Origin of the sequence: Gardnerella sp. DNF01205, assembly GCF_049244135.1 — a bacterium.
Taxonomy (GTDB): Bacteria; Actinomycetota; Actinomycetes; order Actinomycetales; family Bifidobacteriaceae; genus Bifidobacterium; species Bifidobacterium leopoldii.
Genome location: NZ_CP058378.1, coordinates 107,304 through 131,260, shown reverse-complemented (window position 1 = coordinate 131,260; position 23,957 = coordinate 107,304). Strand labels below are relative to the sequence as shown.

Below are 23,957 nucleotides of genomic sequence, written 5' to 3'. Positions count from 1 at the left end.
TGCACAGCGGATTGAGTAATGTTGACTATATGATTACTCCTGCAGATTTACGACGTACACTCGCCAAGCTTGCGGATAATCATGCCCAAAATCAAGCTGCTCCTGTTATTACACCACTTGATTTAGCTAAAATGCATAGAAAAAAGTCTTGGCAACAAGACAGTTGCGAAGAGCAAAATGTTGTTGATATTCCGCTGTTTTCTAAGGATGACGGTACTGCGCAAGACTCAGAATCGCCGGAAGATAATCTTCAAAAAACATCTTCTTTCTCAGGCGTATCTCCAGCACTTATGCCACCACGTAGACAGGCAGATACTCCTACAACTTTTGCTTCTTTAGATGCGCAAGACTTGCCAATTATTCGAGAATATTCCGCAGGCGGTTTAGTATTTGACTCTCTTGGGCGTGTCGCAATTATTGCTCGTCATTCGAGAAGCGGACACCTTGAATGGTGTCTACCAAAAGGACATATAGAAAAAGGTGAAACACCTCAAGAAACAGCAGTTCGCGAAATTCATGAGGAAACGGGTATAGTTGGCGAAGTAGTAGATTCGATTGCCACAATCGACTATTGGTTTACAGGCACAACGCATAGAGTACACAAGCTAGTGCACCATTTTGCGTTACGTTATGTAAGTGGCGACTTATCTGTATTAGGAGATCCTGATCACGAAGCAGAAGATGCAATATGGGTGAATTTTAAAGAACTTAATGCAATATTAAGCTATCCAAATGAACGTAAAATTGCATGGCTTTATGCCAAAAAAGCACATAGGCGGTCTAACAGTGAAGAAACTCACGCGTAAACATCAGACCACAAATGCGTCTACTGCTCTAAAGCAGAAATCACTTTCATACGTATTTTCTTTATTACGAATTACGTTACAGACTTGTTTAATTTCTGCACGTTTTATTTTTATATTATTCGTAGTATTTGCAACGATTTTTGCTTTTCCAACAGCAAAATATGCAGGATTAGTAAATTATGCATATGCAAACACGAAAAAAGCAGATTTATCTGACAAAACTTCTACAAGGCAAAATAAAAAACAATCTACGTATGAGAATCCGCATAGCAAGGGCATTGAAATAGATATAACTCAAGCAACGCCTGTAGTAACAGATAAAAGCGGATACCACCTTACTGCAACACTAAAAGCCGTAAAAACGGCACTTCCAGAAGGCACTTTACAACTTTCTATAAATTCCAATTACACTTTTGTTTCGCGCACGGACGTGCAAAATTGGTCGCAAGAGGAATCTCTTATACCAACTCCTCAAATTTTAGATTCCGTAAAAACTCCAAGTTTAGCTTCCGGCCATACGTGCACTCTTAGCTTTAACATACCTGCAGATAAACAAGAATTACGTTCCATCCTGAATTGGGGTCCAAAACCATTAAAAATTACGTATTTCTCACAAAATTATTCAAAATACAAATCGATACATTCTTTTTTGACAAGAGCAAATATTGGCATGCACTCAGCTAGCTTACCAGCGATGAAACTTACTGCGCTTATGCCAATATTAATTCGTACACAAAACGATTTACGCAATTTTAAAACTAATAACATTCAGCCTAGCGATCATTTAGAAACGCTACTTAGAGCCGACAAAGATAGTATTCACAACATTATTGGGAAAGCTGATTTAGCAAATAAACACTCAAAATTACAAACAATCGCAGATTTAAGCACAATACAAGCATCGCATTTAACACTCAAACCAAGCGCTTATATGCAACAATCTGGTTTTGATATCAGTGCTTATGCAGATGACAATAATGACGATTTGTATAAATCGGCAGGAATTACTAAAGAAAAATGGTCTGCAAAAAATTCGCAATCGCAGAAAAATATTACTAAAGCAAATAATTCAAAACAAACCGACTCAGCTAATCATAATTTAAATAAAGCTTATGCATGGCAAACATATGGCAAGTGGACTATTCATGCACTAGAGCAAGCAAAACGTAATGGATATGAAACTGTTATTGCAACAGACGAATTTGACAATAATGCTTCACAGTTTGCTGTTAGAAATGGCATATACGATATAGATACGCCTGCAGGGAATGTGCGAGTTTTGTCACCTCAATCAGTGCTTACTCTTCTAGCAAATGGAAAGCCTACAAGCGATAACGCAACAAGCGAACGAACTCAGGCTGGGCGCATTAATCGTTTAGTGGCACAAAGCGCGTTCTACCAAATGGAACAGCCGTATGTTGATAGGCATATTCTTATTACTTTTTCGAATAATGCATCTAATTCAAATATTGATGCTGTTATGAACGCATTAGAACAATCTCCTTGGCTGTCGTTAAGCGACTTGCAAACAATGGCAAATACGAAGCAAAATGCCTTGCCTGACTGGAAGAAAAATTCCATAATGCGTGAAATATCTCGCAACAGCTCTATAAGCGCGAATATTACTAAAACAAGACGCTCTTGCCTAAACGATTTGTCACATTCAAGGAAAGACGTTTTACGTTTTACTAAGAATATTCTCGACTATAGTGCCGCTAAGCATCCTCATAATACTGAAGGTGACGCTCAAGCACTTGCAAAGCAAACAGCCAAAACAAAAAAACTTATTAGCATAAAAGACTTAGAAAAGTATCTATTACGCTTATACGACGATATTTCGTTGCATGAATTTACCAATAATACAATCAAGCAGCAAAATTCAGCTAAAACTACTGCACACAGCAAGAAAAATAACAAGTCTTGTATAAGTAAAAATACTGCTAAGACTTTTGCAAATACACTGATGAATGGCATTCGCATAATCCCACCGCATGATATTACTGCCGTAAGCGAAACAGCAAGCATGCCTATTACGATAAGCAACACATACTCTTACCCTGTGCAAGTGTATTTATCTGCAAATACTCATGCTATGGAAATTGTTACACGCCGTAAAACTTTAGTAAAAATTCCAGCTAATAGCGAAACTCAAGTAACTTTACCGTTGAGAATTACTACATCAATTCACACAAAAGCTACTTTTGTGCTTGAAGACAATCAGCATCGCGTATTTGCAAAAGAACAGAGCACACTTATTACTAGTACACTGCAAATTAGTGATAAAAGCGGTACGATTATTATAGTATTTGCTTTCATTCTTGGTCTTCTTGGCCTTTGGAGGCAATTCCACCGTAAGAAGGATCCAGACGAATGAGTTCAGTAGGTCGAAATTCTGTAATTATGGCTAGCGGAACAGCCGCATCACGCATTACAGGTCAAATACGTACTATCTTATTAGCAGCAGCCCTTGGAACAACAGGTTTGGCAGCAAACGCATATCAAGCTGGATCTATGATTCCACAGCTAATATATACGCTTGTTTCAGGTGGAATTTTCAACGCTGTATTAGTACCGCAAATTGTTCGCACTCTCGAAAAGAAAAATGCCGAGGAACGCTTAAATAAACTTATTACATTTGCAATTCTTCTGCTTCTCGCGCTAACAGTTCTTATGTCTATAGCAACGCCTGTGCTCACTATGCTATACGCCGGCGGAAGCGCCGAAATGCAAACATTAACTTGTTCATTTACTTTATGGTGCATGCCTCAAATTTTCTTTTACGGTATTTATACAGTACTTGGGCAAGTTTTGGCAGCAAAAGAGCATTTTGCTATGTACGCGTGGAGTTCAGTTGCAGCAAATATTATTAGTTGCCTAGGCTTTGGCGTTTTTATCATCATCTTTGGTAAAGCAAATAGGATGCCACTAAGTTTTTGGAATGGCAATACTCTTTTGCTCACTGCAGGATTCTGGACTATCGGCGTAGCAGCACAAGCTTTAGTGTTATTCCTACCTCTTATAAAATGCGGAATACACTACAAGCCAAGTTTTGGTATACGAGATATCGGTTTAAGATCAATGGGCCCTGTTGCTGCATGGAGCATGGGCATTGTTATTGTTACACAAATAGTTGTAATGATTACTACGCATATAACAACAAGCGTCCCATTTGTTGCTGAAAAACGTTTAGGATTAGATCAGTTTGAAGTAGCAGGTAATGCTACTTATCAAAACGCTTACACAATGTTCCTATTGCCATACTCTTTAGTTGCAGTATCTGTTGCAACAGCAATTTTCCCTAAAATTTCACGCTCTATTGCATCTCACGATTTACATAGCGCGCGCAATGACTTAAGTGAAGCACTCAGGCATGTAAGCATAATTATGTGCTTCTTTACAGTCATTTTTATTGTTATTCCAACACCTATTTCGTTAGCTTTAATACCATCAATAAGTGTTCAAGAAGCAAACCTTATGTCCGCACCTCTAATGATGCTAGCTTTTGGCTTGCCTTTAACTAGTAGCTATTTGATTATTCAACGCACATTCTTTGCTTTTGAAGACGGTAAAAGTCCTTTTATTTTCGCAGCAGCGCAACTTTTTACTGAGCTTTTCGCTTTTATCGGTTGCATTAATGTACTGTCACCTACTTATTGGGTTACAGCTTTAGGCTCATCAGTTTCAATAAGCTACTTCTTGACTTTCCCATCACTTGTTCATATGCTTCGAAATCGTTTCAACAATGACTTAGATGATCGAAATCTTATAATTACGCATATAAAAATTATTATTGCTTCAATAGTATCTATTGTTGTTGGTTTCTTAGTGAGTAAACCGCTATTGCATGTTTTAAACTTCAATTCCCCACATATGCATGGAGTATTAAGGTGGGTATACGCAATACTTATTTGCGCAATAACAACAATTATTATTGCTGTTGTTTATCTGTCAGCACTCTTACTTTTGAGGACCAGAGAACTTGTAGATTTGTCTGCTCCAATAATTAGTAAGCTTGCCCAAAAGATTCCTGCTCTTATTCCTCTTGCTAAAATTTTTGAAGAAACTGCAAAAAGTCAATCACAACGCGAACAGAAAAATCTTAGAATTCCACGTAGAATACAATCCGATGCAAAATATCATGATTCTTCTAACGGCAAAAACTTCTAAGAGCGTAGTTTCATATTGAGCTTTTCCTTAAAATATGTGATTATTTGGGAAATTATTTCAATAACAGCAAAATGCTGTACATAACATGACGGCTCACCAGTACAATTATGTGTTAGTAAAAAATGTTAAGTTACTTATTGCACATGCGTAGGAAGATGAGGAACAAATGGAACCTCGGTTAGGAGATATTGTACTAAATCGATACGTATTAGTATCGCTTTTGCGCAACGAAGCAGGCTTGCAAGTATGGCAAGCTAATGACCGCATACTTACGCAGGATTGCCAGCTTTTTATTGTACGAGATTCACGTTTTTTGCCGCAAGTAAATACAATTGCATCAACCTTGGCTTTATCGCATAGCCGCAAGTTTACGCAAGTACTTCAATTACGGCATCATGATTCTGTTGCAATTATTGTTACAGCTTTAGATCGCGGTATTACTATCAATGATTATTTGGCTCTTAAAAAAGCACCTTTAAGCTACGAAGCAATAAGAACTATTGTTGCAGAAACTGCACAAGCTTTAAGCAGATTACTTGCTAGCAATATCACTCACCACGCTGTTTCTAGTGACACTGTTCGCATAAGTTCTTCAGGAATTGAGTTAGCAGATACTCCAGTAAGTCCTCTTTTGGAAGATGTGACTCAAAAAGATGATGATCAAATTCCAAGGCAAAATGTTGAACATATTGCAACTAAGCAACTTGCGTCATTGTTATACACTTTGATTACTAAAACTTCTTCTCGAATACAAGCTCGTTTTGATGCGTCTCTTCTGCCAGATAATACTCCTTCAGAATTTAGGATGATTTGCACAAGAAGCCTAGCTCCAAATAAAAATAACAACGTAATACCTATGGCGTCTATTGCAGAATTAGTAGCATTATTAGGTTCATACACGCCTTTATCGAAGCTCACAACAAAAGATATTGTGCTTGATGGTAAAACAAGTGCTGCTTCTATTAGCAATGTTCGACTTCGCGAAGCAAAAGATGATTTTATATTACCTTTGCCTGAAGGTCTTTCACAAAGTGAAGAAGAATTTGATGCACAATTAATGCAAAGAAATAATCAGGATTCTAACGATTTTTCTTCAACTAATTCAGCCAACACTATTTCAAACAATACAAATGGATCCGCTAAATTAAGTAATAGTTTCAAAAATGCTGGGAGAACATTAGGATCTCTTCTTAAAAGAAGCAACACTAACTCAGATTCTGAAGGCATTGGTAACAATAGTTTTAGTGACGAAACTAACACTAATACAGATATAGATTTTCATGATATTGCAGCAGCAGAAATGGCTAGCATTCTCGCTCCTACAGAACTTGATACAGACGATGCTCTTTTCCCAACATTGTCTGCTTCATATAAACATTTTCCTGATACTGCTACGTCTAAAAATATTTTTGATCACGCTGAAAATACAAGAAATCAAACTTCCAAAAATACTATTAACGAAACAGGCGTAGTTAGTAGTTTTGATTTTGGGCATCTTCTTACTGAAAATAATCAGCACACAGAATTAATGTCAAGACCACAAAACTTAACTTCAGAAGGCGAATCTACTGGTCGCGTTCCTGTTGTTGATTCTCACGGAAGATTTGTAGCTCCTGGAGAGGAATCAGCAAGAGCACTTAGAGACGAAATAAACAGTGACCAAAACGACGATATCCAAGAAAATGGAGCACCTTCTTTGCCGCCAAGCTTCCAGCCTCTGGAACAAGCTGCTACTTTGCACAAACAAAAGCAGAATACACAAAATAACAACACTATTGCAGATGCTAAAATTTGGTGGGGTCTTTCAACCAAAGTTATTGCTATCGGTGCTGTTTCGTTACTCCTTGTAGCTGGATTAGCTTTGGCATTACATGGTTTATTTGGAAATCATGAAAGCACAGATAGCTTCGGAAACAACGGCTCATGGGATAGCACTAGTCTAGAAAATGTTCCGTTTGGCAGCCAAGGTATTCTTCCTCAAGAAAAACAACCTGCTAAGAAAAATATGGGTCGTAAGCAAGTAAAACCTGTGCCTAAGCCTAAAATTCCTACTAATAACGTTGCTTACGAAGCTGATCGTTATCAATTCTTAAGCTTCCCAGCTAATCAAGCTGGATATGGATACTATATTCACTTAACCGAACCACAAACTGTGTATCGCTTCGTTGTTTCGATACGTTCCTCTGGAGGTCACGCATATTTGTTGGCAGATACTAAAGATAATCCAACTAAGGGAACTCAAGTAGCAGAATTTACATTCGACGAAAGTGGAACAACAGATGTAAAACTTAAGAAGATTGTAAAATCTCAAGATTTCATGCTATGGGTTCCAAAAGATAGCATGCCTAAGAACAGTTTGTACATCAATTCTGTAAAACTGTACTGAATCTCTTATAATAAGTGCTTTAAGGAAATAAGTAATGGAAAATAAACTTCGAAAAGTTATCATAATTGGATCCGGACCTGCAGGATACACTGCTGCAATATATTTGGGTCGCGCTGGGTACAAACCACTTGTTATTGCTGGAGCTCTTACTCCAGGTGGTCAATTGATGAACACAACGGAAGTAGAGAATTATCCAGGATTCCCAGAAGGTATTTTAGGCCCTGACTTAATGGAATCTATGCAAAAACAAGCTGAAAAGTTTGGCGCAGAAGTATTGTTGAACGATGTCACTTCTGTAGACTTTAAGAGCGCTGTAAAGCTCGTTACTACCGATGACGGTATAACTTATGGGTCCGACGCAGTTATTGTCTCTACGGGCTCGCAAGTGCGCAAATTGGGCGTTCCGGGAGAACTCGAGTACTCCGGCAGAGGTGTATCTTATTGCGCAACTTGCGACGGCTTCTTTTTCCGAGGAAAACCAATTACTGTAGTTGGTGGGGGAGATTCTGCTTTTGAAGAAGCATTGTTCCTCACACGATTTGGTTCTTCTGTTACTTTAATTCACCGCAGAGATGAGTTCCGCGCTTCAAAGATTATGGTTGACAGAGCAAAAGAGAACGAAAAAATCAAATTTATTACAAATAGCGTTGTAGATGAAGTGCACGGCAACGATGTAGAAGCTACTTCACTCACTGTTCGCAATGTTATTACGGGAGAAACTCAAGAAGTTGAGTCAGCCGGATTGTTTGTGGCAATTGGTCACACTCCTGCAACAAAGTTCTTAAACGGCCAATTAAAGCTTAATGAAGATGGAACGATTGTTGTTGATGGCGCAACTACTCGCACTTCTGTTGAAGGCGTTTTTGCTGCTGGAGATGTTGTCGACAACATGTATCGTCAAGCAATTTCTGCAGCAGGAATGGGATGCAGAGCAGCTCTTGATGCTCAAACTTATCTCAACGAAAAATATAGCTAAGCATCATAATATAAACTCCAGCTTTTATATTTGTTAAATTACTAAATTTTATTATTAAAATATTATTAAAGTATTTTCGGCTGAGTAAGTTTCACGTGAAACAAGCTCAGCCGAAAAACGATTTTATCTAATAGATATATTAGTTAGCATTTAGTTATGCTGAGAACCTGGCACAGGAAGAGCAATCTTAGCATTCAACTTTGCCTCGGCTAATTCTTTATGTTTCTCTAGCAACTCATTTTCAATTTCTGAATCCGAGCTGATCGTGTCGTAAGCATTTACTTCATCCAATCTGATGTCATCATCTATGTTAGTGTTGCCAGGATTAGCATAAGTATCGAGATTGACACCGTCAAAAGTAAAATCATAAGATGGAAGCGAAGTGTAATCCCCACCAGTTGTATAATCACCCATATTCAATAATTCAACTGAAGCCTTTTTACCTGAATAAAGATTATCAAATGAGTCTAAATCACCCAAGTGATAAGAAGAAGGATTGACATAGGTATCAGAATCGACACCGTCAAGAATAGAAGCATAAGGCGGAAGCGGAGCACAATCCCCACCAGTCATATAATCACACTTGTTCAATAATTCAACTGAAACCTTTTTACCTGAATAAAGATTATCAAATGAGTCTAAACTACTCAGGTAAGAACTAGAAGGATTGGTATAAACACTATGATCAACATCATCAAAAACACATGCATGAGCACTGGATGCAAATAATCCAGAAACAACTAGCCCACAAACCACGCTTACACTAAAAGCAAAAGTTTTAGCAACTTTCTTATTTAACATATCTTTCCCTTTCTTCTATATATGCATTTTTGCAAATATTATTCACCATTTATGCGAATGAGCGTTATCTGTTTTAAATATCGGATAACACTAAACATTAGGCTATATACGAACCGATCAAAAATCAAGCATTATGCATAATATTGGATTTGATATTCCTATTTTACTTACTTCACATGCTATTCTTATACATGCCATCCTAATTACGTTGCTACTACTGAGCAACTTATTTGCACACTCCGATATTTATTTCTTAATAGTTCTTAACAGAGATGCAATTACTCGTTGCATAAATTTATTCCGTCCATAAACTGCGGAGATAGGAATATTAGCGCAATTTACTTACTGTTATATTTTGTGCTACATGCTCTTCAAATCTGGTTCTAGTTTTTACCATTCCCATCAACAAGTAAACCAATAATTCGTTGCATTTCTTCAGGAGAAGAAAATACGATTTCAATGCGACCATGATTTTCTGTGCCCTTAATAGAAACTTTGGTAGCAAAATGCTCCTCAAGCTGCTTGCGCACAGGCGAAGAAGACCACTGATTATTGCGACGCACACGCGTACGTACTGCTCCATGAGATGTATCTTCATTCTTCAACGAAACAATCTCTTCAGTACTACGAACTGACAATCCTTCTGCAATAATGCGCTTAGCTAGACTTTCCATATCTTCTGGATTTTCCAAGCCAAGTAGTGCTCGTGCGTGACCTGCAGAAAGCACGCCTGAGGCGACATGTTTTTGCACGCTAGCAGGAAGATTGAGAAGTCTTAAAGTATTAGCAATTTGTGGACGTGATTTTGATACAGACTGAGAAAGCTGAATCTGTGTTAAACCAAAATCATCTATCATCTGAGAATATGCTGCCGCTTCTTCAAGAGGATTAAGAGCAACGCGATGAAGATTTTCAAGCAATGCATCTCTTAACATATTTTCATCAGCAGTTGTGCGCACAATCGCTGGAACTGTATCAAGTTCAGCTAGCTGAGAAGCACGCCATCTTCTTTCACCCATAATAAGTTCATAATGTGCAATTTGTTCATCATTTTTATCGGCATCAACAATAGGTCGCACAACTATAGGCTGTAAAACGCCAACTTCTTTAATAGATGATGCAAGTTCTCGCAGCTCATCTTCATCAAAAATTGTTCGCGGTTGATGCGCATTAGGAACAATATCTAGCGGCTTAAGATAAGCTAAATATCCGCCTTTTACTGGCTTCAAAGGCTCATTTTTTGCGGTTTTATTCGATTTTTCAACAGCTTTATTTTTTCGCCAAAAGCATTTTCTTCATTATTTTTTGTCTTAGATGACATAAATGTAGTCGATGCTGAATCTCCAAAAAAGAAATCCATAGGTCTAGTGACATCTCCAAGAGACGGCATAGTTGAACGTTTGTGAGAATGCTTGTTAGTATGAATTGACGGCACGGTTTCACGTGAAACATTCTTTATTTTGTTATTATTCTTATCCACATGAGGAGCAATTGAATTGCTCATACTAGGGACCTTTGTTTCATGTGAAACATTTTTTGATTGATTATTATCTTTATGTAACGTTTCACGTGAAACTTTTGCTTGTTTTTCTAATTGACTATCCACAGATTCGGATTTTTCTGTTTCATGCGAAACATTAAATTGCAAATTATTAGACGCATCGGCAAGCGCATCCTCGCCAGGCAAAGCTGGGAACAAAGCGCCTAAACCTTTACCCAGGCGAGACTTATTTCCACTCATTATTTATTCTCCTGTTGTTGTTCTTGTCGATTAGCATCTTGCTTTGCTGCAATAACAGATAATACAGTCTTAGATCTTTTCGCAATTTCCAACGCAGCTTCGCGATAAGAAATCGCTCCTGATCCATGAGGATCATAAGTAATAACACTTTGGTTAAAACTTGGCGCTTCAGGTATTTTCACAGTACGAGGGATCGTAGTCTCAAGCACAATATTTGGATAATGTTTTTTAACTTCTTGGAAAACTTCTCTGCCTAATAAAGTTCGCTTGTCAAACATAGTAACAAGCATTGTAGAAACAACTAAAATTGGATTGTAATGTTGCTGGACCAAACCAATAGTTCTTATAAGCTGTCCTAAACCTTCAAGAGCATAATACTCAGCTTGAATTGGTATAAGCATTTCACGTGCTGCACACATTGCATTAATAACTAATAAGCCAAGCGACGGAGGACAATCGATAAAAACATAATCATAGTGTTCGCTGCTATTATCAAGATATTCTTGCAAGGCATCCTTTAACAGATTATTACGATTATCCATATCTGCAAGCTCTAATTCAGCACCGCTTAAATCAATAGATGCTGGAACAACATCAAGTCCCTCAATATCTGGACAAGCATGTTTTACTTCAGCGATACTTTTTCGCCCTTCAAGAACATCGTAAACCGACAAATTACCAGAAGCATGAGGAGCATTTAATGCAGTTGATGCATTCCCCTGTGGATCCATATCAATAAGAAGTACTTTTGATCCACTCACAGCCATAGCTGCAGCAAGATTTACAGCAGAACTTGTTTTTCCTACTCCACCTTTTTGATTAGCAACAGCAATAAAACGCGTTTGCTTAGGCTTAGGATATTTCGCCTGTTCAATGGAATGAAAACGAGATGTCAAATCTGCCAATTCAATACCTAGGGAGGATTTCGAATCTCCAAAAATTCGTTGAATCGTTTCAGCAGCTGATTCCACGATGTATCACCCCCAATTAAATATGCGAAACTCTTAAAATAAAATATCGTGTTTTAAGTTTCGTCGTTTCTATGGACATAAAAAGCACAAATTTTTTTGATGTTTCACATGAAACATCAACACCTTATTCCATAACTAACTACGTATTTTTTCGATTTTTCGCACTGATTAAATCTTGCACGTTCATGAAGCTTTGCACCAGTGCTTCTGCGAACAGTGGTTTCGTAGCTTTGCATCAGTGCTTCTGCGAACGTTGCTTATGAAGCTTTGCAGTTGGCTTCTGTGAACAGTAGTTTTGTAGCTTTGCATCAGTGATTTGCGAACGTTGCTTATGAAGCTTTGCAGTAATGCTTTGCTAACGTCGATTACTTATTGCTTAGTGAACTTTAACATTAATGCTCTGCAGACGCTGATTCCTGTTGATCAGCGAACACTAGTATTAGCGCTGCCGCACACACCACACCAGAAACCTCAACCCACGCACCCACCCGCAGCTTAATTGCGTTACTTTAGTTGCACTTAGTAAACCACGCACTTTACGTAACTTTCTGCACGAGTCTATGAGTTTTGTGTTGGTGTTTAATGTGTTGAGAGGCTGGAAAAATTGTGTTCAGTGCTAAAAGAGGACTGAGAAGCTACATTCTTTAAAGATAGGCGAACAAACTAAACTCTTTTAGCAGCCAGAGCGCACGAAGGACGGGACGCACGCAAACACAAATTTTCCAGCCTCGTCAAAACCAAAAAACTAAATCAGTTACAAAACTCATAGACGATATGCAAGAACATCGAAAATAAACTCGCGCCATAGAAAACACAAATTTTAATTAAAAAAATTAGGCTTTATCGATTAATACGACTGTAGTCGGCTGCAAACCAGATGCAACTGGCGCTTCAAGAATGCGAGGATTTGTGCCACCAGCTTTTCGAATCATTTTTACAGCTTTTTCTACTTCTGCTTGAGCAGATTTACCTTTTAATGCTATTAATTTCCCGTGCTTATTCAATAGAGGAATAGTCCATCCAGCTAATTTCGTCATAGGAGCTACGGCTCTGCATGTTACTACATCAAACGCTGGAATTTCATGTGACTTAATTTTGTCAATAACTTCATCTGATCTGCCGTGAAATATAGTAACATTTTTTAATTTCATAAGAGCAACGCACTCACACAACCAATCAACACGACGCTCCATAGGTTCAATCAAAGTAACGTCATAATCAGGTAAGCACGCAGCTAAAACTAGACCAGGAAAACCTCCGCCACTACCTACATCTGCAACTCTTTTATTTTTCCTACCAACTACTGCTTCTTTAATAAAAGGAACAACTGCTGCAGAATTTAATATATGCCTTTCCCAAAGAATATTCATATCTCTAGGACCGATAAGACCTCTTACTAATCCTTCTTGCTGAAGTTTCACGTGAAACAGCTTGCACTTTTCTAATGCTTCACCTAAAACTTCACTTAACAATGGGGATCCTTCTAATTCGTCCGCTACTTTTTGTGCATCTTCCTCATATTTTTTATCTAAACTAGCTTCCATATTTTCCCCAAAACAAATAAAAGAAATATAATAAAAAATAAATAAAAAGTAACACAACAAAACATTTTTTGTTTCATTGTGTTACTTTTCATTTTATTTCTCTTTTCCTTTGAAAAGAAACAATTAAATAAAAATTAATTATTCTTCAGAATATTCGCCGTCTACATCGTCAATTTCGTCAATATTTTCATCTTCAGAAGCAACTGAAGGCATGTAAACAGTTACATAGCGGTGTGGTTCTTCACCATGTGAACGGGAACGCAAACCTTCGTCACGTACAGTATCATGAACAACTTTGCGTTCAAAAGAATTCATTGGCTTCAAATTCACAGGTTCACCAGTTTCACGCACCTCATCAACAGCATCTAACGCAATATCGCGCAAATGCTGGCGCTTACGCTTTAAGAATCCATCTACATCAACTATAAGATGCGAACGATCACCGGTTTTTTGCTGAACAGCAAGACGGCTCAATTGCTGCAAGGCATCGACAACCTCACCATTGCGACCAATTAAATTCTTAATATCAGTGTCATCATCTGCAACAATCTGAATCATTGGGCGATTATTGCGCACACCCATCTCAATATCACCCTCATAATCAGCAATATCGAGTAAGCCTTCTAAATAATCTGCGGCAATATCAGCTTCTTCATTGAGTTGATCAACCGTCCTCTTCTCATCTTGTACCATTAATTACTCCTTATCGTGAGAAAATTCACGTTTTAAAAATTTCTGAAGTCTAGTTTAGCGGATAATAAAGCCAAGTTACTAACTTATTTTAAAGTCATAAAAATGACTTTATATATCCGCAAAATGTATCTAAATATTAGCGCTTTGCCACCTTACGCTTACGTTGCGGCTGCTTGCGTTGGAATCCCTCAATCTCTCTACGCTCAGCTTCTTCACGAGCTTTTTGAAGATTCTCTTCTTCAATAGAAGGCAAACCTTCGCGCTCGCGCCGAGCAGTTTCTTTTTGATAATCACGCTTTTCTTTTTCTTCAGCTGCAGGAGATCCAGGAGTTGGGAATGCATAAACCTGCCAAATTGAACGCAGCATATTTATAACATTGTTTACTAACCAGTAAACCAACATTGCAAACGGCATAGCAAACGCAGAGAAAACGTAAATCAACGGGAATCCCCACATCATGAGCTTTTGTACAGTATATTGGCTACCCTGCTTAGACTCAGGCGGAAGATTCTTACGAATATTATTGAATTGCATGTACCACATTGCAGCACACATAAGTACAACAAATATAACTATAACAATTTTACCTGCGCCAGCAGTTGTCATAAAAGTATCTGCAACACCAACCCCAAATACGCGAGTTTTAACGAATTGCTGTGCTGTTGCAATATCAAAGGCACCAAGAGCTGCATGCTTACCACGAGCAATAAAAGGAATAACGGAAAGCGTATACCAAATACTCATAAATGCAGGACCCTGAATCATCATAGGCAAGCACGAACCAGCAGGATTAGCTTTGTTATCTTGATAAAGCTTCATCATTTCACGCTGCATAGCTTCTTTACTTGCAGGGTCATTTTTACCTTTATATTTCTGCTGTATTTTCTTAACCTTAGGCGCAATAGCTTGCATTTTGCGCATGCCTTTAATGCTTTTAATAAATGCAGGGAAAATGCACGCATGCACAACTAATACCAAGAATACGATGGAAAAAACCCATGAAAAGCCAATTTCATTCATTCCAAGAAGAGTTAATAACTTGTGGAATAATGACATAATTTGAGTCATAAGCCACTCAACTGGCGTCAAGATTTTATAAAACCATCCCAAGAATCCATTATCAAGTATGAAGTTATCTTGATTAAACATTAGTTTTCCTTGTCTTCTTCAGCCAAGGGAGTTAGCCGTGGCTCTTCATGTGCCTTAGACCAAGCACATCTGTAAAAAATTGAATATTTGCGTGGCACATCATCAATACTGCAGCTTGTCCAAGGTCTACAGCGTAGAAGGCGTAATAATGCAAGAATACCACCTCTGAACGTGCCATATCTAGCAATTGCTTCAATAGCATAACGCGAACACGTAGGATAGTATCTACAGCAAGCTGGTCTATTTGCAGAAATCGTGCGCTGATACCATCTAATTGCACTAATTACAAACTTAGAGCTTAAACTTTTTTTACTACGCATAACAATAACCACCATTTACTCAAAATAATATATTTCAATTATCCTTGATTCTGATTATTCTCATGCATTTTGCAATTTTGTGTAGAACATAAATCTGCACTAATTTTGCCAAAAAGCTTTTGTATCTGGCATTGTAATGAATCAAATGAAGATTGAGCTGCAGAAGGTTTTGCTCTTAGCACCACATCACAACCTGCAGGTAATAAAGATTCATAATTTTTTGCGATTACTCGTAGACGTCTTTTTACCTTATTGCGAACTACAGCTTTCCCCACTGATTTAGATACAGCAAGACCTAGCCTCTTTACATGTTCAAATTTTTGATCATGTAAGAAGGTACCAGAAAATGCCGCGGGAGTATCACTTTCAAAACCCGTGGCAATATAATCTAAACTTGCACTTCTATCTTCGTTAAGTGTGCTCTGCACGGCTATATCGTCACGCATAATGTAATGCGCGACGATATCCCGGGAACTCACCTTGCGCCGTTTTTTTAGCACCGCAACAAAATCACGGTGGCTTTTCAGCCTTTCCATGCCTTACGACGCTACCTTAACTCAGGCAGACAGTGACTTGCGGCCCTTGGCACGACGACGATTGATTACTGCGCGACCTGCACGCGTACGCATGCGAACGCGGAAGCCGTGCTTCATGTGACGACGACGATTATTCGGCTGAAATGTCCTCTTCATAACTAATGCTCCTGTATTCAGCCATGCAAAAGCATGGCCCCGTATGAGTCAAGCTATACCAAAATACTATTACCCCTCACCAATGTTCAAAACTCCACATTTTCTTATTAAAGAATCAACATAGTCAAATATAAATAAAAATGATTTATTCACATTTCTATCATAATTTATTATACACGCAGAATCGTTGAAAAATAGCCAAATCTCAGCTTTAAACTTATCCACAAATTACACACATGTTATTCACAATTAAACAATTTCAACACGCTAGACTGTGGATAACTTCGTAGGGTCAGAGTAAACATATCTTACTGATACTTATTACACACGTGCGCTCGTAAACAGAATCAGCATTATTACATGCGCTAAATGCAAGTTTGGGGGGTGAAATGGCTGATACATTAGGCGATCCTACATCGCAAGCTGCTTTGGTATGGTCTAATACGCTTACTGTTTTACAGCATAATGCCCTTTTAACTGCGCGCGATAAAGGTTGGTTTGAAGGTGTTAAACCAGAAGCAATCTTTGGTACAACCATTGTTTTGTGTGTATCTAATGCTGAAACGCAACAAGCCTTGCAAAATGAATTAAATTCTCCTCTACTTACAGCATTAAAGATTTGCACTGGTAAAGATATGTTTCCTGCTTTTAGGATTGTTCCTCAATCTGAATATCAGGAAAAAACTGCACAAAGTCCTTCAAATTCTTTATCTCATCAAGCACAGAACAATACGATTTTAAATAAAGCAGTAACTGATAATACAGTTTTACCTGTTGATAATATTTCAGTTTCAGCATCTAATGATTTGCCATCAGTTACAGCTAATGATGTATCTCCTGTACAACCAGATTTTGATCATGCAACTGGAATATCTACTCTTCAACAAACTGATATTTCTACTGAACAGGCTGCACAGCAAAAAATGCCTGTCTCTGTTCAACGCGATGCAATTACACATTTAAATACGTGCGCAACTTTTGATACTTTTGTGCCTGGCGATTCAAATCGTTTTGCAAGAACTGTAGCTTTGGCAGTCGCAGAGGGTTCCGGCAGAGATTTTAATCCTTTATGTATTTATGGTGGCTCCGGTCTTGGCAAAACTCACTTGCTTAATGCAATTGGCAATTATGCTTTAGTAAAAGATTCTTCACTTAAAGTTCGTTATGTAACAAGTGAGGAATTCACTAATGAATTTATTGAAGCTCTTCAAACACCAAATCAAAGTCAAGGTCAAATTGCTGATTTTAATAGGCGATATCGTGAAGTAGATGTTCTTCTTATTGACGATATTCAGTTCCTTGGTGGAAAAGAAGCAACACTTGAACAATTCTTCCATACTTTTAATTCTTTATATCAAGCAAATAAGCGAATAGTTATAGCTTCAGATGTTGCGCCAAAAAATCTTAAGGGATTTGAAGCACGCTTAATTTCCAGATTTGAATCAGGTCTTACGGTTGATATTAAACCGCCAGATTTGGAAACGCGTATTGCAATTCTGAGAATGATGGCATCAATGAATCACTGTAATGTTCCAAGTGACGTACTTGATTTAATTGCTGAACGTTTTACGGAAAATATTCGTGAACTTGAAGGTGCATTGACACGCGTTACTGCTGTAGCATCTTTAAGTAATCAGCCTGTTAGTAAAGCTTTAGCTGAACAAGCATTACAAGATTTCTTTGCTACAGATATTGAAGTAAGACCAACTGACATCATTAGTCAAGTAGCTCAGTATTTCCACATGACTTTTGATGAACTTGTTGGTCGTCAGCGCACAAAGAATGTTGCACTCGCTCGTCAAATTGCAATGTATCTTGCAAGAGAAATGACAAGCATGAGTTTGGTTGATATTGGCGAAGTTTTTGGCGGTAGGGATCATACTACAGTTATGCATGCTTATACTCGAGTAAGTGGCGAGATGCAAGAAAAGCAAGAAATTTATAACTACGTCATGGAATTAACTGTTCGTTTAAAACAAAATCCTGTTGAGCGTAGAAAGTAAACTTATTTTCCACATATTTATGAAGAAATGTTTAAAAGTTTATAAAAAGTTATCCACATACTTAATAACAAATGTGGGTAAAAGCTGAGCATAACTCGTGGAAAACGCCGCTTAAAAATGTTATTAAGTTGTTTATAAGGCATTTAAAAATGTGGAAACTTTAAAAAATAGAAAAAGCTGTGGATAAGTTGCCTACTTATCCACATTGTTGTTCTTGCGTTATCCACATCTTTTAATTGTTAATAAGTCTTTTAAAAAGCGATTTTTAACCACTTTTCCACATATACACAGTCTTTATTACTGCTTTTATTTATTACTTACTTAATAAGAAAAATAACAATTGCAAAAGCAATGTAATCATTTAAAAATATTTTTTATAGGCAACATCATACTGTAGAATAAATGCAGACTTTACAGAAAAGAGGAAGCATGAAAGTAGAAGTCAACTCTGCATCATTTGCTGATGCTGTAGCTTGGACTACACGCGTAATTGACGCACGCCCTGCAAACCCTATTCTTGCAGGCTTAAAGATTGAAGCAGCAAATGGCACATTGCAACTTTCTGCATTCAACTATCAAATTTCTAGCTGCCATCACATTGAAGCTGGTGTTGACGAAGAGGGAAGCATACTTATTCTAGGCAAATTGATGGCAGATATTACTAAGTCTCTTCCTGCAGAAAAAACTTATCTAAAATCTGAAAATAATACTTTGACTATTACTTCCGGAAAATCAACATTTACTCTGCAACTTATGCCTCTTGGAGAATATCCTGATTTGCCTAAATTGCCTAATAAATTAGGTCAGGTTGATGCACCAACATTTATTCAAGCTGTAAACCAAGCATCTGTTTCTACATCTAGAGAAGAAAATAGACCGGTCTTAACTGGAATTAGGATCCAATTTGAAGATGACACCGTTACTATGACTTCTACTGATAGATTCCGTCTATCTAGATCTACTTTTAAGTGGACACCAGAACATAATGACATTCATTCGACCACTCTTACTCGTGGGTCATTACTAAGAGATATTGCTCATTCTCTTGACGATCATCAAAATGTTATTATTCATTTTAACGAGGAAGATAAGTCACTTTTAGGTTTTGAAAATTCCGGTCGTACAAGTACTTCACAAATAATTGATGGAGAATTCCCTTCTGTAGATCGACTATTCGTAGATGAATATCCTATTCACGCAATTATTAATAAACAATTATTGATAAATGCAATTAAGCGAGTATCTTTAGTCGCCGAAAGAAATGCTCCTATTCGAATGATTTTTTCAAATCAGGAGTTAACTTTGAGTGCTGGTACTGCTGACGAATCACAAGCAAAAGAAGTACTTGATATCGATATGGATGGAGAAGACATAACTGTTGCCTTTAATCCAAACTATTTACTTGAAGGTTTAGGAGCTATTCCAGAGCCATTCGTTCATATGAAAATGGCAACAGCTGTAAAACCTGTTGAATTTAATGGTCAGCAGGAATCAGATGGTGATGAATCAACAGATTATCGCTATTTGCTTGTTCCTATGCGTTTTAATAATTAATATTGTTGCGATATTGCATTGTATTTTAGATTATTTTTTGATGTACAATGTAATATCGCATTTTTCTTTTAAAACTATTAAGAAAGGGTAATTAAGCAATGTATATTTCGCGAATTGCCCTTGATACATTTCGTTCTTGGAACCATATAATTTGTGATTTTAAACCTGGAATAAATGTTATATATGGCAATAATGGTTTAGGGAAAACCAATATTGTAGAAGCATTAGAAGTTACTGGTACTGGAATAAGTCACAGAACATCTTCAACATTGCCTCTTATTAAAAAGGGCTATGAAAAATCAATAATAAGAATAAATACAATTAATAACGAAATAAATTATAAAAAAGATGAAACAAATACTGATTTAAATAATATTTCATCTTTAGAAAGTAATTTAGATAAAACAACTTATGAAATAGACCTTTACTTAAAAGGTTCTAATAGAGCACATATAAATTCTGGTAAAGCATTATATGTTAAAGACATTATTGGATTATTGCCAATAGTTTCTTTTACTCCAAGAGACCAATTTCTTATAATTGGTGATCCTAATGTTAGGCGTACTTTTATCGATCAAGCTGGATCTTTGTTAGTACCAAATTATGTGCAACTATTGCAAGAATTTAAACATATTTCTAAACAGCGTGCTGCACTGTTAAAAAATATTAGAGATTATTCATACAAAAATCAGACAGTTTCATTATCCGGATTAGAAATTTGGACTGGTAAATTTATTGAAAGTGGTATTAACTTAACAAAAGCACGACAAGAAACTGTGCAAATTATTAATAAATATTTCAAAAATATAATTAAATCTTTTACTAATGAAGAGAATACGGGAATAATATATGTTCCTTCTTTTGAAGAAGTATTATTTGAAAAAAATAGTGAGGAAAATGTTGAAAATAAAAACGAGCTTTTTTCTAAAATAAGTGAGCATTTTCAACGTATTTATGAGGGAGAACTAGCTAGAGGATGCAATCTTATTGGCCCTCATCGTGATGATATTGACTTTGTTATTAATAATATTTCTGCTAAAGATTTTGCTTCGAATGGTGAATCTTGGACAATTGCAATAGCTTCAAAAATGGCATTATGCAAGGCCTTAGAAGAAAAAAATAATAATAAACCTATTGTTATTCTCGATGATGTATTTGCACAACTTGATGAAAATAGGCGCATAAGAATATTAAATTTTGCACTTAATCAAGGTCAAGTTTTTATTACTACTTCTTCTCTTAGCGACATTCCTAATAAAGAATATATTAAAAAAACAAATCTTATAAATATTGGAGAACTATTAGAAAAAAATAATGAAATTAATAATTTCAGTGAAGAGCATAATAATATTTTGCTTGATGTAATAGAACAAAGAAAAAATAAGCAGGAGGAAAAATAATGATTCCTGTTAATATTCTTTTAAAAATTGATACTCGAAAATTACCTGCAATTATTTTTGATCCTATTAATAAAAAAGCTGAACGCGAAAATAATCGTGAAAAAATTGCAGAACAAGCTTGGGAAAATTTTGGAAAACCTGGTAGAGATCCTAAATCATTCTGTGGTATTTTAAAAAATTTTGCTTCTACAAGTAACTGGAATAGTCAACTTTCTATAGCAAAATTACGTTCTTCTTGGCATAAAGTAGTAGGGGAAAGTATTGCAAAACATTGTGAAATAAGTCAAGTTGTAAATGGTGTGCTTATTGTTCGTGCTCAATCAACAGTTTGGGCAACTCAACTTTCTTATTTAATTCCACAATTAAAAGAAAAAATTAATAATAACCTTGAAAATATTGAAATAAAAGAAATTAAAGTTATTGGTCCAACAACGAGTGGATTAGGATTTTTAAGAAATAAATTTTAATAATAGTATTATATTTTTTTAAAAATAGTAAAAATGCCTCTTTCTGAAGAGAGGTCATAGTATGTGTGTAGAATGTCATGTATTATGGCTAAAACGCTAGAATCCCCTTTTATGTGCTTTCTAGCATGTGTTGGCTCTATAAATGCCTTTTGATATGAGGCAATTTGTGAAGGGACCTAAAGTGGCAAACACGGAAGATAATTCGATGGATAATGCCGTCGAAGAGCATAAACTTGATGATGCTCAACTCGATGATTCACTTGCTCCTGAACATTATGATGCGAGTGACCTTCGCGTTCTAGAAGGATTAGAGGCAGTTCGTATTAGACCAGGTATGTATATTGGTTCTACTGGTCCTCGTGGATTGCATCATTTGGTTTATGAGATTGTTGATAATTCTGTTGATGAAGCTTTGGCAGGATATGCTTCGCATATTGAAGTAACAATTTTGCCTGATAATGCTATTCGTGTTGTCGACGATGGTCGAGGTATCCCAGTAGATGAAGTGCCAGGCGAAGGTGTTTCTGGTGTTGAAACAGTTATGACTAAGCTTCACGCTGGCGGTAAGTTTGGTGGCGGCGGTTATGCTGTTTCTGGTGGTTTACACGGTGTAGGTATTTCTGTTGTTAATGCACTTTCTACTCGTGTAGAAATTGAGGTTCGTCGTCAAGGATTCCACTGGACTCAAACTTATGTTGATCAGCATCCAACTGCTCCTTTGGCAAAAGGTGAGCCAATGGCAGAAGGAGAATCTACTGGAACTTCTGTGACTTTCTGGCCAGACGGAACAATTTTTGAAACAACAGTTTATGATTTTGAAACCTTGCGTTCTCGCTTCCAACAGATGGCTTTCTTAAATAAGGGTTTGAAGATTTCTTTAACTGATTTACGTAAGCCAGATGAAGCTGGAGATGAAGTTGCAGGTGATTCTGAATCTTCTAGTGAAGAAAAGCATAGAAGTGTAAGCTACCAGTATGAGCATGGTATTAAAGACTATGTTGATTACTTAGTTAAATCTCGAAAAGCTGTTCCAGTAGAGCCAGATGTTATTGACTTTGAGGCTGAAGATCTTGAAATTGGTATTTCTGCGGAAATTGCTATGCAATGGACTGTTGCTTATTCTGAAGCAGTTCACACTTTTGCTAATACTATTTCAACTACTGAAGGCGGTACTCACGAAGAAGGATTCCGTGCAGCGCTTACTACTTTAGTTAATCGTTATGCTCGCGAAAAGAATATTTTAAAAGAGAAAGATACTAATCTTTCTGGTGATGACGTTCGCGAAGGCTTAACAGCAGTTGTTTCAGTAAAGCTTACAACTCCACAGTTTGAAGGTCAGACTAAAACAAAGCTTGGAAATTCTGAAGCTAAGACTTTTGTACAAAGAGTTATGACTGAAAAGCTTGGAGATTGGTTTGATGCTCATCCAAATGAAGCAAAAAATATTATTCAAAAAGCTATAGAAGCTTCTCGTGCTCGACTTGCTGCTAAAAAAGCTCGCGAAAATACTCGTCGCAAGTCTATTTTTGAAACTGCTGGAATGCCAGATAAGTTGAAGGATTGCCAGTCAAGTAATCCTGAGGAATGTGAATTATTCATAGTCGAGGGTGATTCTGCAGGTGGCTCAGCAATTCAAGGTCGCGATCCTATTACGCAAGCAATTTTGCCTTTGCGCGGTAAGATTTTGAATACTGAACGCGCTTCAATTGACAGAATGATGAAGTCTGAAACTATTGAATCCTTAATTACTGCTGTTGGTGGTGGTTATGGAGAAGACTTCGATTTAAGCAAGGTTCGATATCACAAAGTCATTATTATGGCTGATGCTGATGTCGACGGCGCTCATATTGCTACTTTGAATTTGACACTATTCTTCCGCTATATGCGTCCTATGATTACTGCAGGATACGTTTATGTTGCTATGCCACCTTTGTACCGTTTGAAGTGGAGCAAGGGAGCACATGACTTTGTTTATACGGATGCTGAGCGAGACAGAGTTTTGGCAGAAGGTAAAGCTGCTGGTCGTCAACTTCCTAAAGGTGAAGGTATTCAGCGATACAAGGGCTTGGGTGAGATGAGTTATCAGGAGTTGTGGGAAACAACAATGGATCCTGAACATCGTATTTTGAAGCAAATTCATATTGAAGATGCTGCTCGAGCTGATGAAACATTCTCTATGCTTATGGGCGATGAAGTAGAGCCTCGTAGACTCTTTATTCAAAGAAATGCTCATGATGCAAGGTTTATTGACGCTTAAAAGTATTAATTTATTCGAAAAGATAAAAA

18 protein-coding genes and 1 pseudogene are annotated in these 23,957 nt (G+C 37.1%); 10 read left to right on the top strand and 9 right to left on the bottom strand.

The features are described from left to right. Window positions 1-29 precede the first annotated feature (29 nt). The 5 genes from HXT47_RS00525 to trxB all read left to right on the top strand — a co-directional run bounded on the left by HXT47_RS00525 (window position 30) and on the right by trxB (window position 8,335). A complete protein-coding gene (locus HXT47_RS00525) occupies window positions 30-806 on the top strand; it encodes an NUDIX hydrolase (RefSeq protein ID WP_004105813.1) in 777 nt (258 codons plus the stop codon). Next, window positions 787-3,180: a DUF6049 family protein gene (locus HXT47_RS00520; protein ID WP_004119618.1), complete on the top strand. Its 2,394-nt coding sequence runs from the start codon at window positions 787-789 to the stop codon at window positions 3,178-3,180. The genes HXT47_RS00525 and HXT47_RS00520 overlap by 20 nt, the downstream gene beginning before the upstream one ends. Then, window positions 3,177-4,973, top strand: a complete 1,797-nt coding sequence (gene murJ / locus HXT47_RS00515; RefSeq protein ID WP_116442561.1) for a murein biosynthesis integral membrane protein MurJ — start codon at window positions 3,177-3,179, stop codon at window positions 4,971-4,973. The genes HXT47_RS00520 and murJ overlap by 4 nt, the downstream gene beginning before the upstream one ends. A gap of 166 nt (window positions 4,974-5,139) precedes the next feature. Next, the gene (locus HXT47_RS00510; protein ID WP_032835464.1) at window positions 5,140-7,359 is read left to right on the top strand and encodes a kinase; all 2,220 of its coding nucleotides are present in this window, start codon (window positions 5,140-5,142) and stop codon (window positions 7,357-7,359) included. A 34-nt stretch (window positions 7,360-7,393) separates the two neighbouring features. Then, window positions 7,394-8,335, top strand: a complete 942-nt coding sequence (gene trxB / locus HXT47_RS00505) for a thioredoxin-disulfide reductase (protein WP_004105805.1) — start codon at window positions 7,394-7,396, stop codon at window positions 8,333-8,335. A gap of 150 nt (window positions 8,336-8,485) precedes the next feature. Here the strand turns inward: trxB and HXT47_RS00500 are convergent, their stop codons facing one another. The 9 genes and pseudogenes from HXT47_RS00500 to rpmH form a co-directional block, all read right to left on the bottom strand. Continuing rightward, the gene (locus HXT47_RS00500; protein WP_410297498.1) at window positions 8,486-8,908 is read right to left on the bottom strand and encodes a hypothetical protein; all 423 of its coding nucleotides are present in this window, start codon (window positions 8,906-8,908) and stop codon (window positions 8,486-8,488) included. Window positions 8,909-9,519: 611 nt separating this feature from the next. Then, window positions 9,520-10,877, bottom strand: a pseudogene (locus HXT47_RS00495) (ParB/RepB/Spo0J family partition protein). After that, entirely contained in the window at window positions 10,877-11,848 is a 972-nt protein-coding gene (locus HXT47_RS00490; RefSeq protein ID WP_004106046.1) for a ParA family protein, read from the bottom strand. The pseudogene HXT47_RS00495 and the gene HXT47_RS00490 overlap by 1 nt, the downstream one beginning before the upstream one ends. Before the next feature lie 833 nt (window positions 11,849-12,681). Beyond that, window positions 12,682-13,392, bottom strand: a complete 711-nt coding sequence (gene rsmG, locus HXT47_RS00485; protein ID WP_004119703.1) for a 16S rRNA (guanine(527)-N(7))-methyltransferase RsmG — start codon at window positions 13,390-13,392, stop codon at window positions 12,682-12,684. Between the two features lie 138 nt (window positions 13,393-13,530). Beyond that, a complete protein-coding gene (locus HXT47_RS00480; protein WP_004106048.1) occupies window positions 13,531-14,085 on the bottom strand; it encodes a protein jag in 555 nt (184 codons plus the stop codon). Window positions 14,086-14,221: 136 nt separating this feature from the next. Then, window positions 14,222-15,235 (bottom strand): membrane protein insertase YidC, encoded by a 1,014-nt coding sequence (gene yidC / locus HXT47_RS00475; RefSeq protein WP_004106059.1) that lies wholly within the window; start codon window positions 15,233-15,235, stop codon window positions 14,222-14,224. Continuing rightward, window positions 15,235-15,555, bottom strand: a complete 321-nt coding sequence (gene yidD / locus HXT47_RS00470; protein WP_004119706.1) for a membrane protein insertion efficiency factor YidD — start codon at window positions 15,553-15,555, stop codon at window positions 15,235-15,237. The genes yidC and yidD overlap by 1 nt, the downstream gene beginning before the upstream one ends. A 38-nt stretch (window positions 15,556-15,593) precedes the next feature. Then, window positions 15,594-16,091, bottom strand: a complete 498-nt coding sequence (gene rnpA, locus HXT47_RS00465; RefSeq protein WP_004119708.1) for a ribonuclease P protein component — start codon at window positions 16,089-16,091, stop codon at window positions 15,594-15,596. Between the two features lie 21 nt (window positions 16,092-16,112). Next, window positions 16,113-16,247: a 50S ribosomal protein L34 gene (rpmH, locus tag HXT47_RS00460; protein WP_004106067.1), complete on the bottom strand. Its 135-nt coding sequence runs from the start codon at window positions 16,245-16,247 to the stop codon at window positions 16,113-16,115. 389 nt (window positions 16,248-16,636) lie between these two features. Here rpmH and dnaA point away from each other — a divergent pair, with 389 nt between their 5' ends. The 5 genes from dnaA (at window position 16,637) to gyrB (ending at window position 23,928) form a co-directional block, all read left to right on the top strand. After that, window positions 16,637-18,250 carry a chromosomal replication initiator protein DnaA gene (gene dnaA / locus HXT47_RS00455; protein ID WP_004106068.1) on the top strand — a complete coding sequence of 538 codons (1,614 nt, stop codon included), beginning with the start codon at window positions 16,637-16,639 and terminating at the stop codon, window positions 18,248-18,250. A 429-nt stretch (window positions 18,251-18,679) separates the two neighbouring features. Beyond that, window positions 18,680-19,804 carry a DNA polymerase III subunit beta gene (gene dnaN, locus HXT47_RS00450; protein WP_004106071.1) on the top strand — a complete coding sequence of 375 codons (1,125 nt, stop codon included), beginning with the start codon at window positions 18,680-18,682 and terminating at the stop codon, window positions 19,802-19,804. A 98-nt stretch (window positions 19,805-19,902) separates the two neighbouring features. Then, complete coding sequence (recF, locus tag HXT47_RS00445; protein WP_004119711.1) at window positions 19,903-21,204, top strand: DNA replication/repair protein RecF; 1,302 nt, start codon at window positions 19,903-19,905, stop codon at window positions 21,202-21,204. After that, the gene (locus HXT47_RS00440) at window positions 21,204-21,671 is read left to right on the top strand and encodes a DUF721 domain-containing protein (protein WP_004106074.1); all 468 of its coding nucleotides are present in this window, start codon (window positions 21,204-21,206) and stop codon (window positions 21,669-21,671) included. The genes recF and HXT47_RS00440 overlap by 1 nt, the downstream gene beginning before the upstream one ends. A 181-nt stretch (window positions 21,672-21,852) precedes the next feature. Beyond that, window positions 21,853-23,928, top strand: a complete 2,076-nt coding sequence (gyrB, locus tag HXT47_RS00435) for a DNA topoisomerase (ATP-hydrolyzing) subunit B (protein ID WP_004106076.1) — start codon at window positions 21,853-21,855, stop codon at window positions 23,926-23,928. Window positions 23,929-23,957 lie beyond the last annotated feature (29 nt).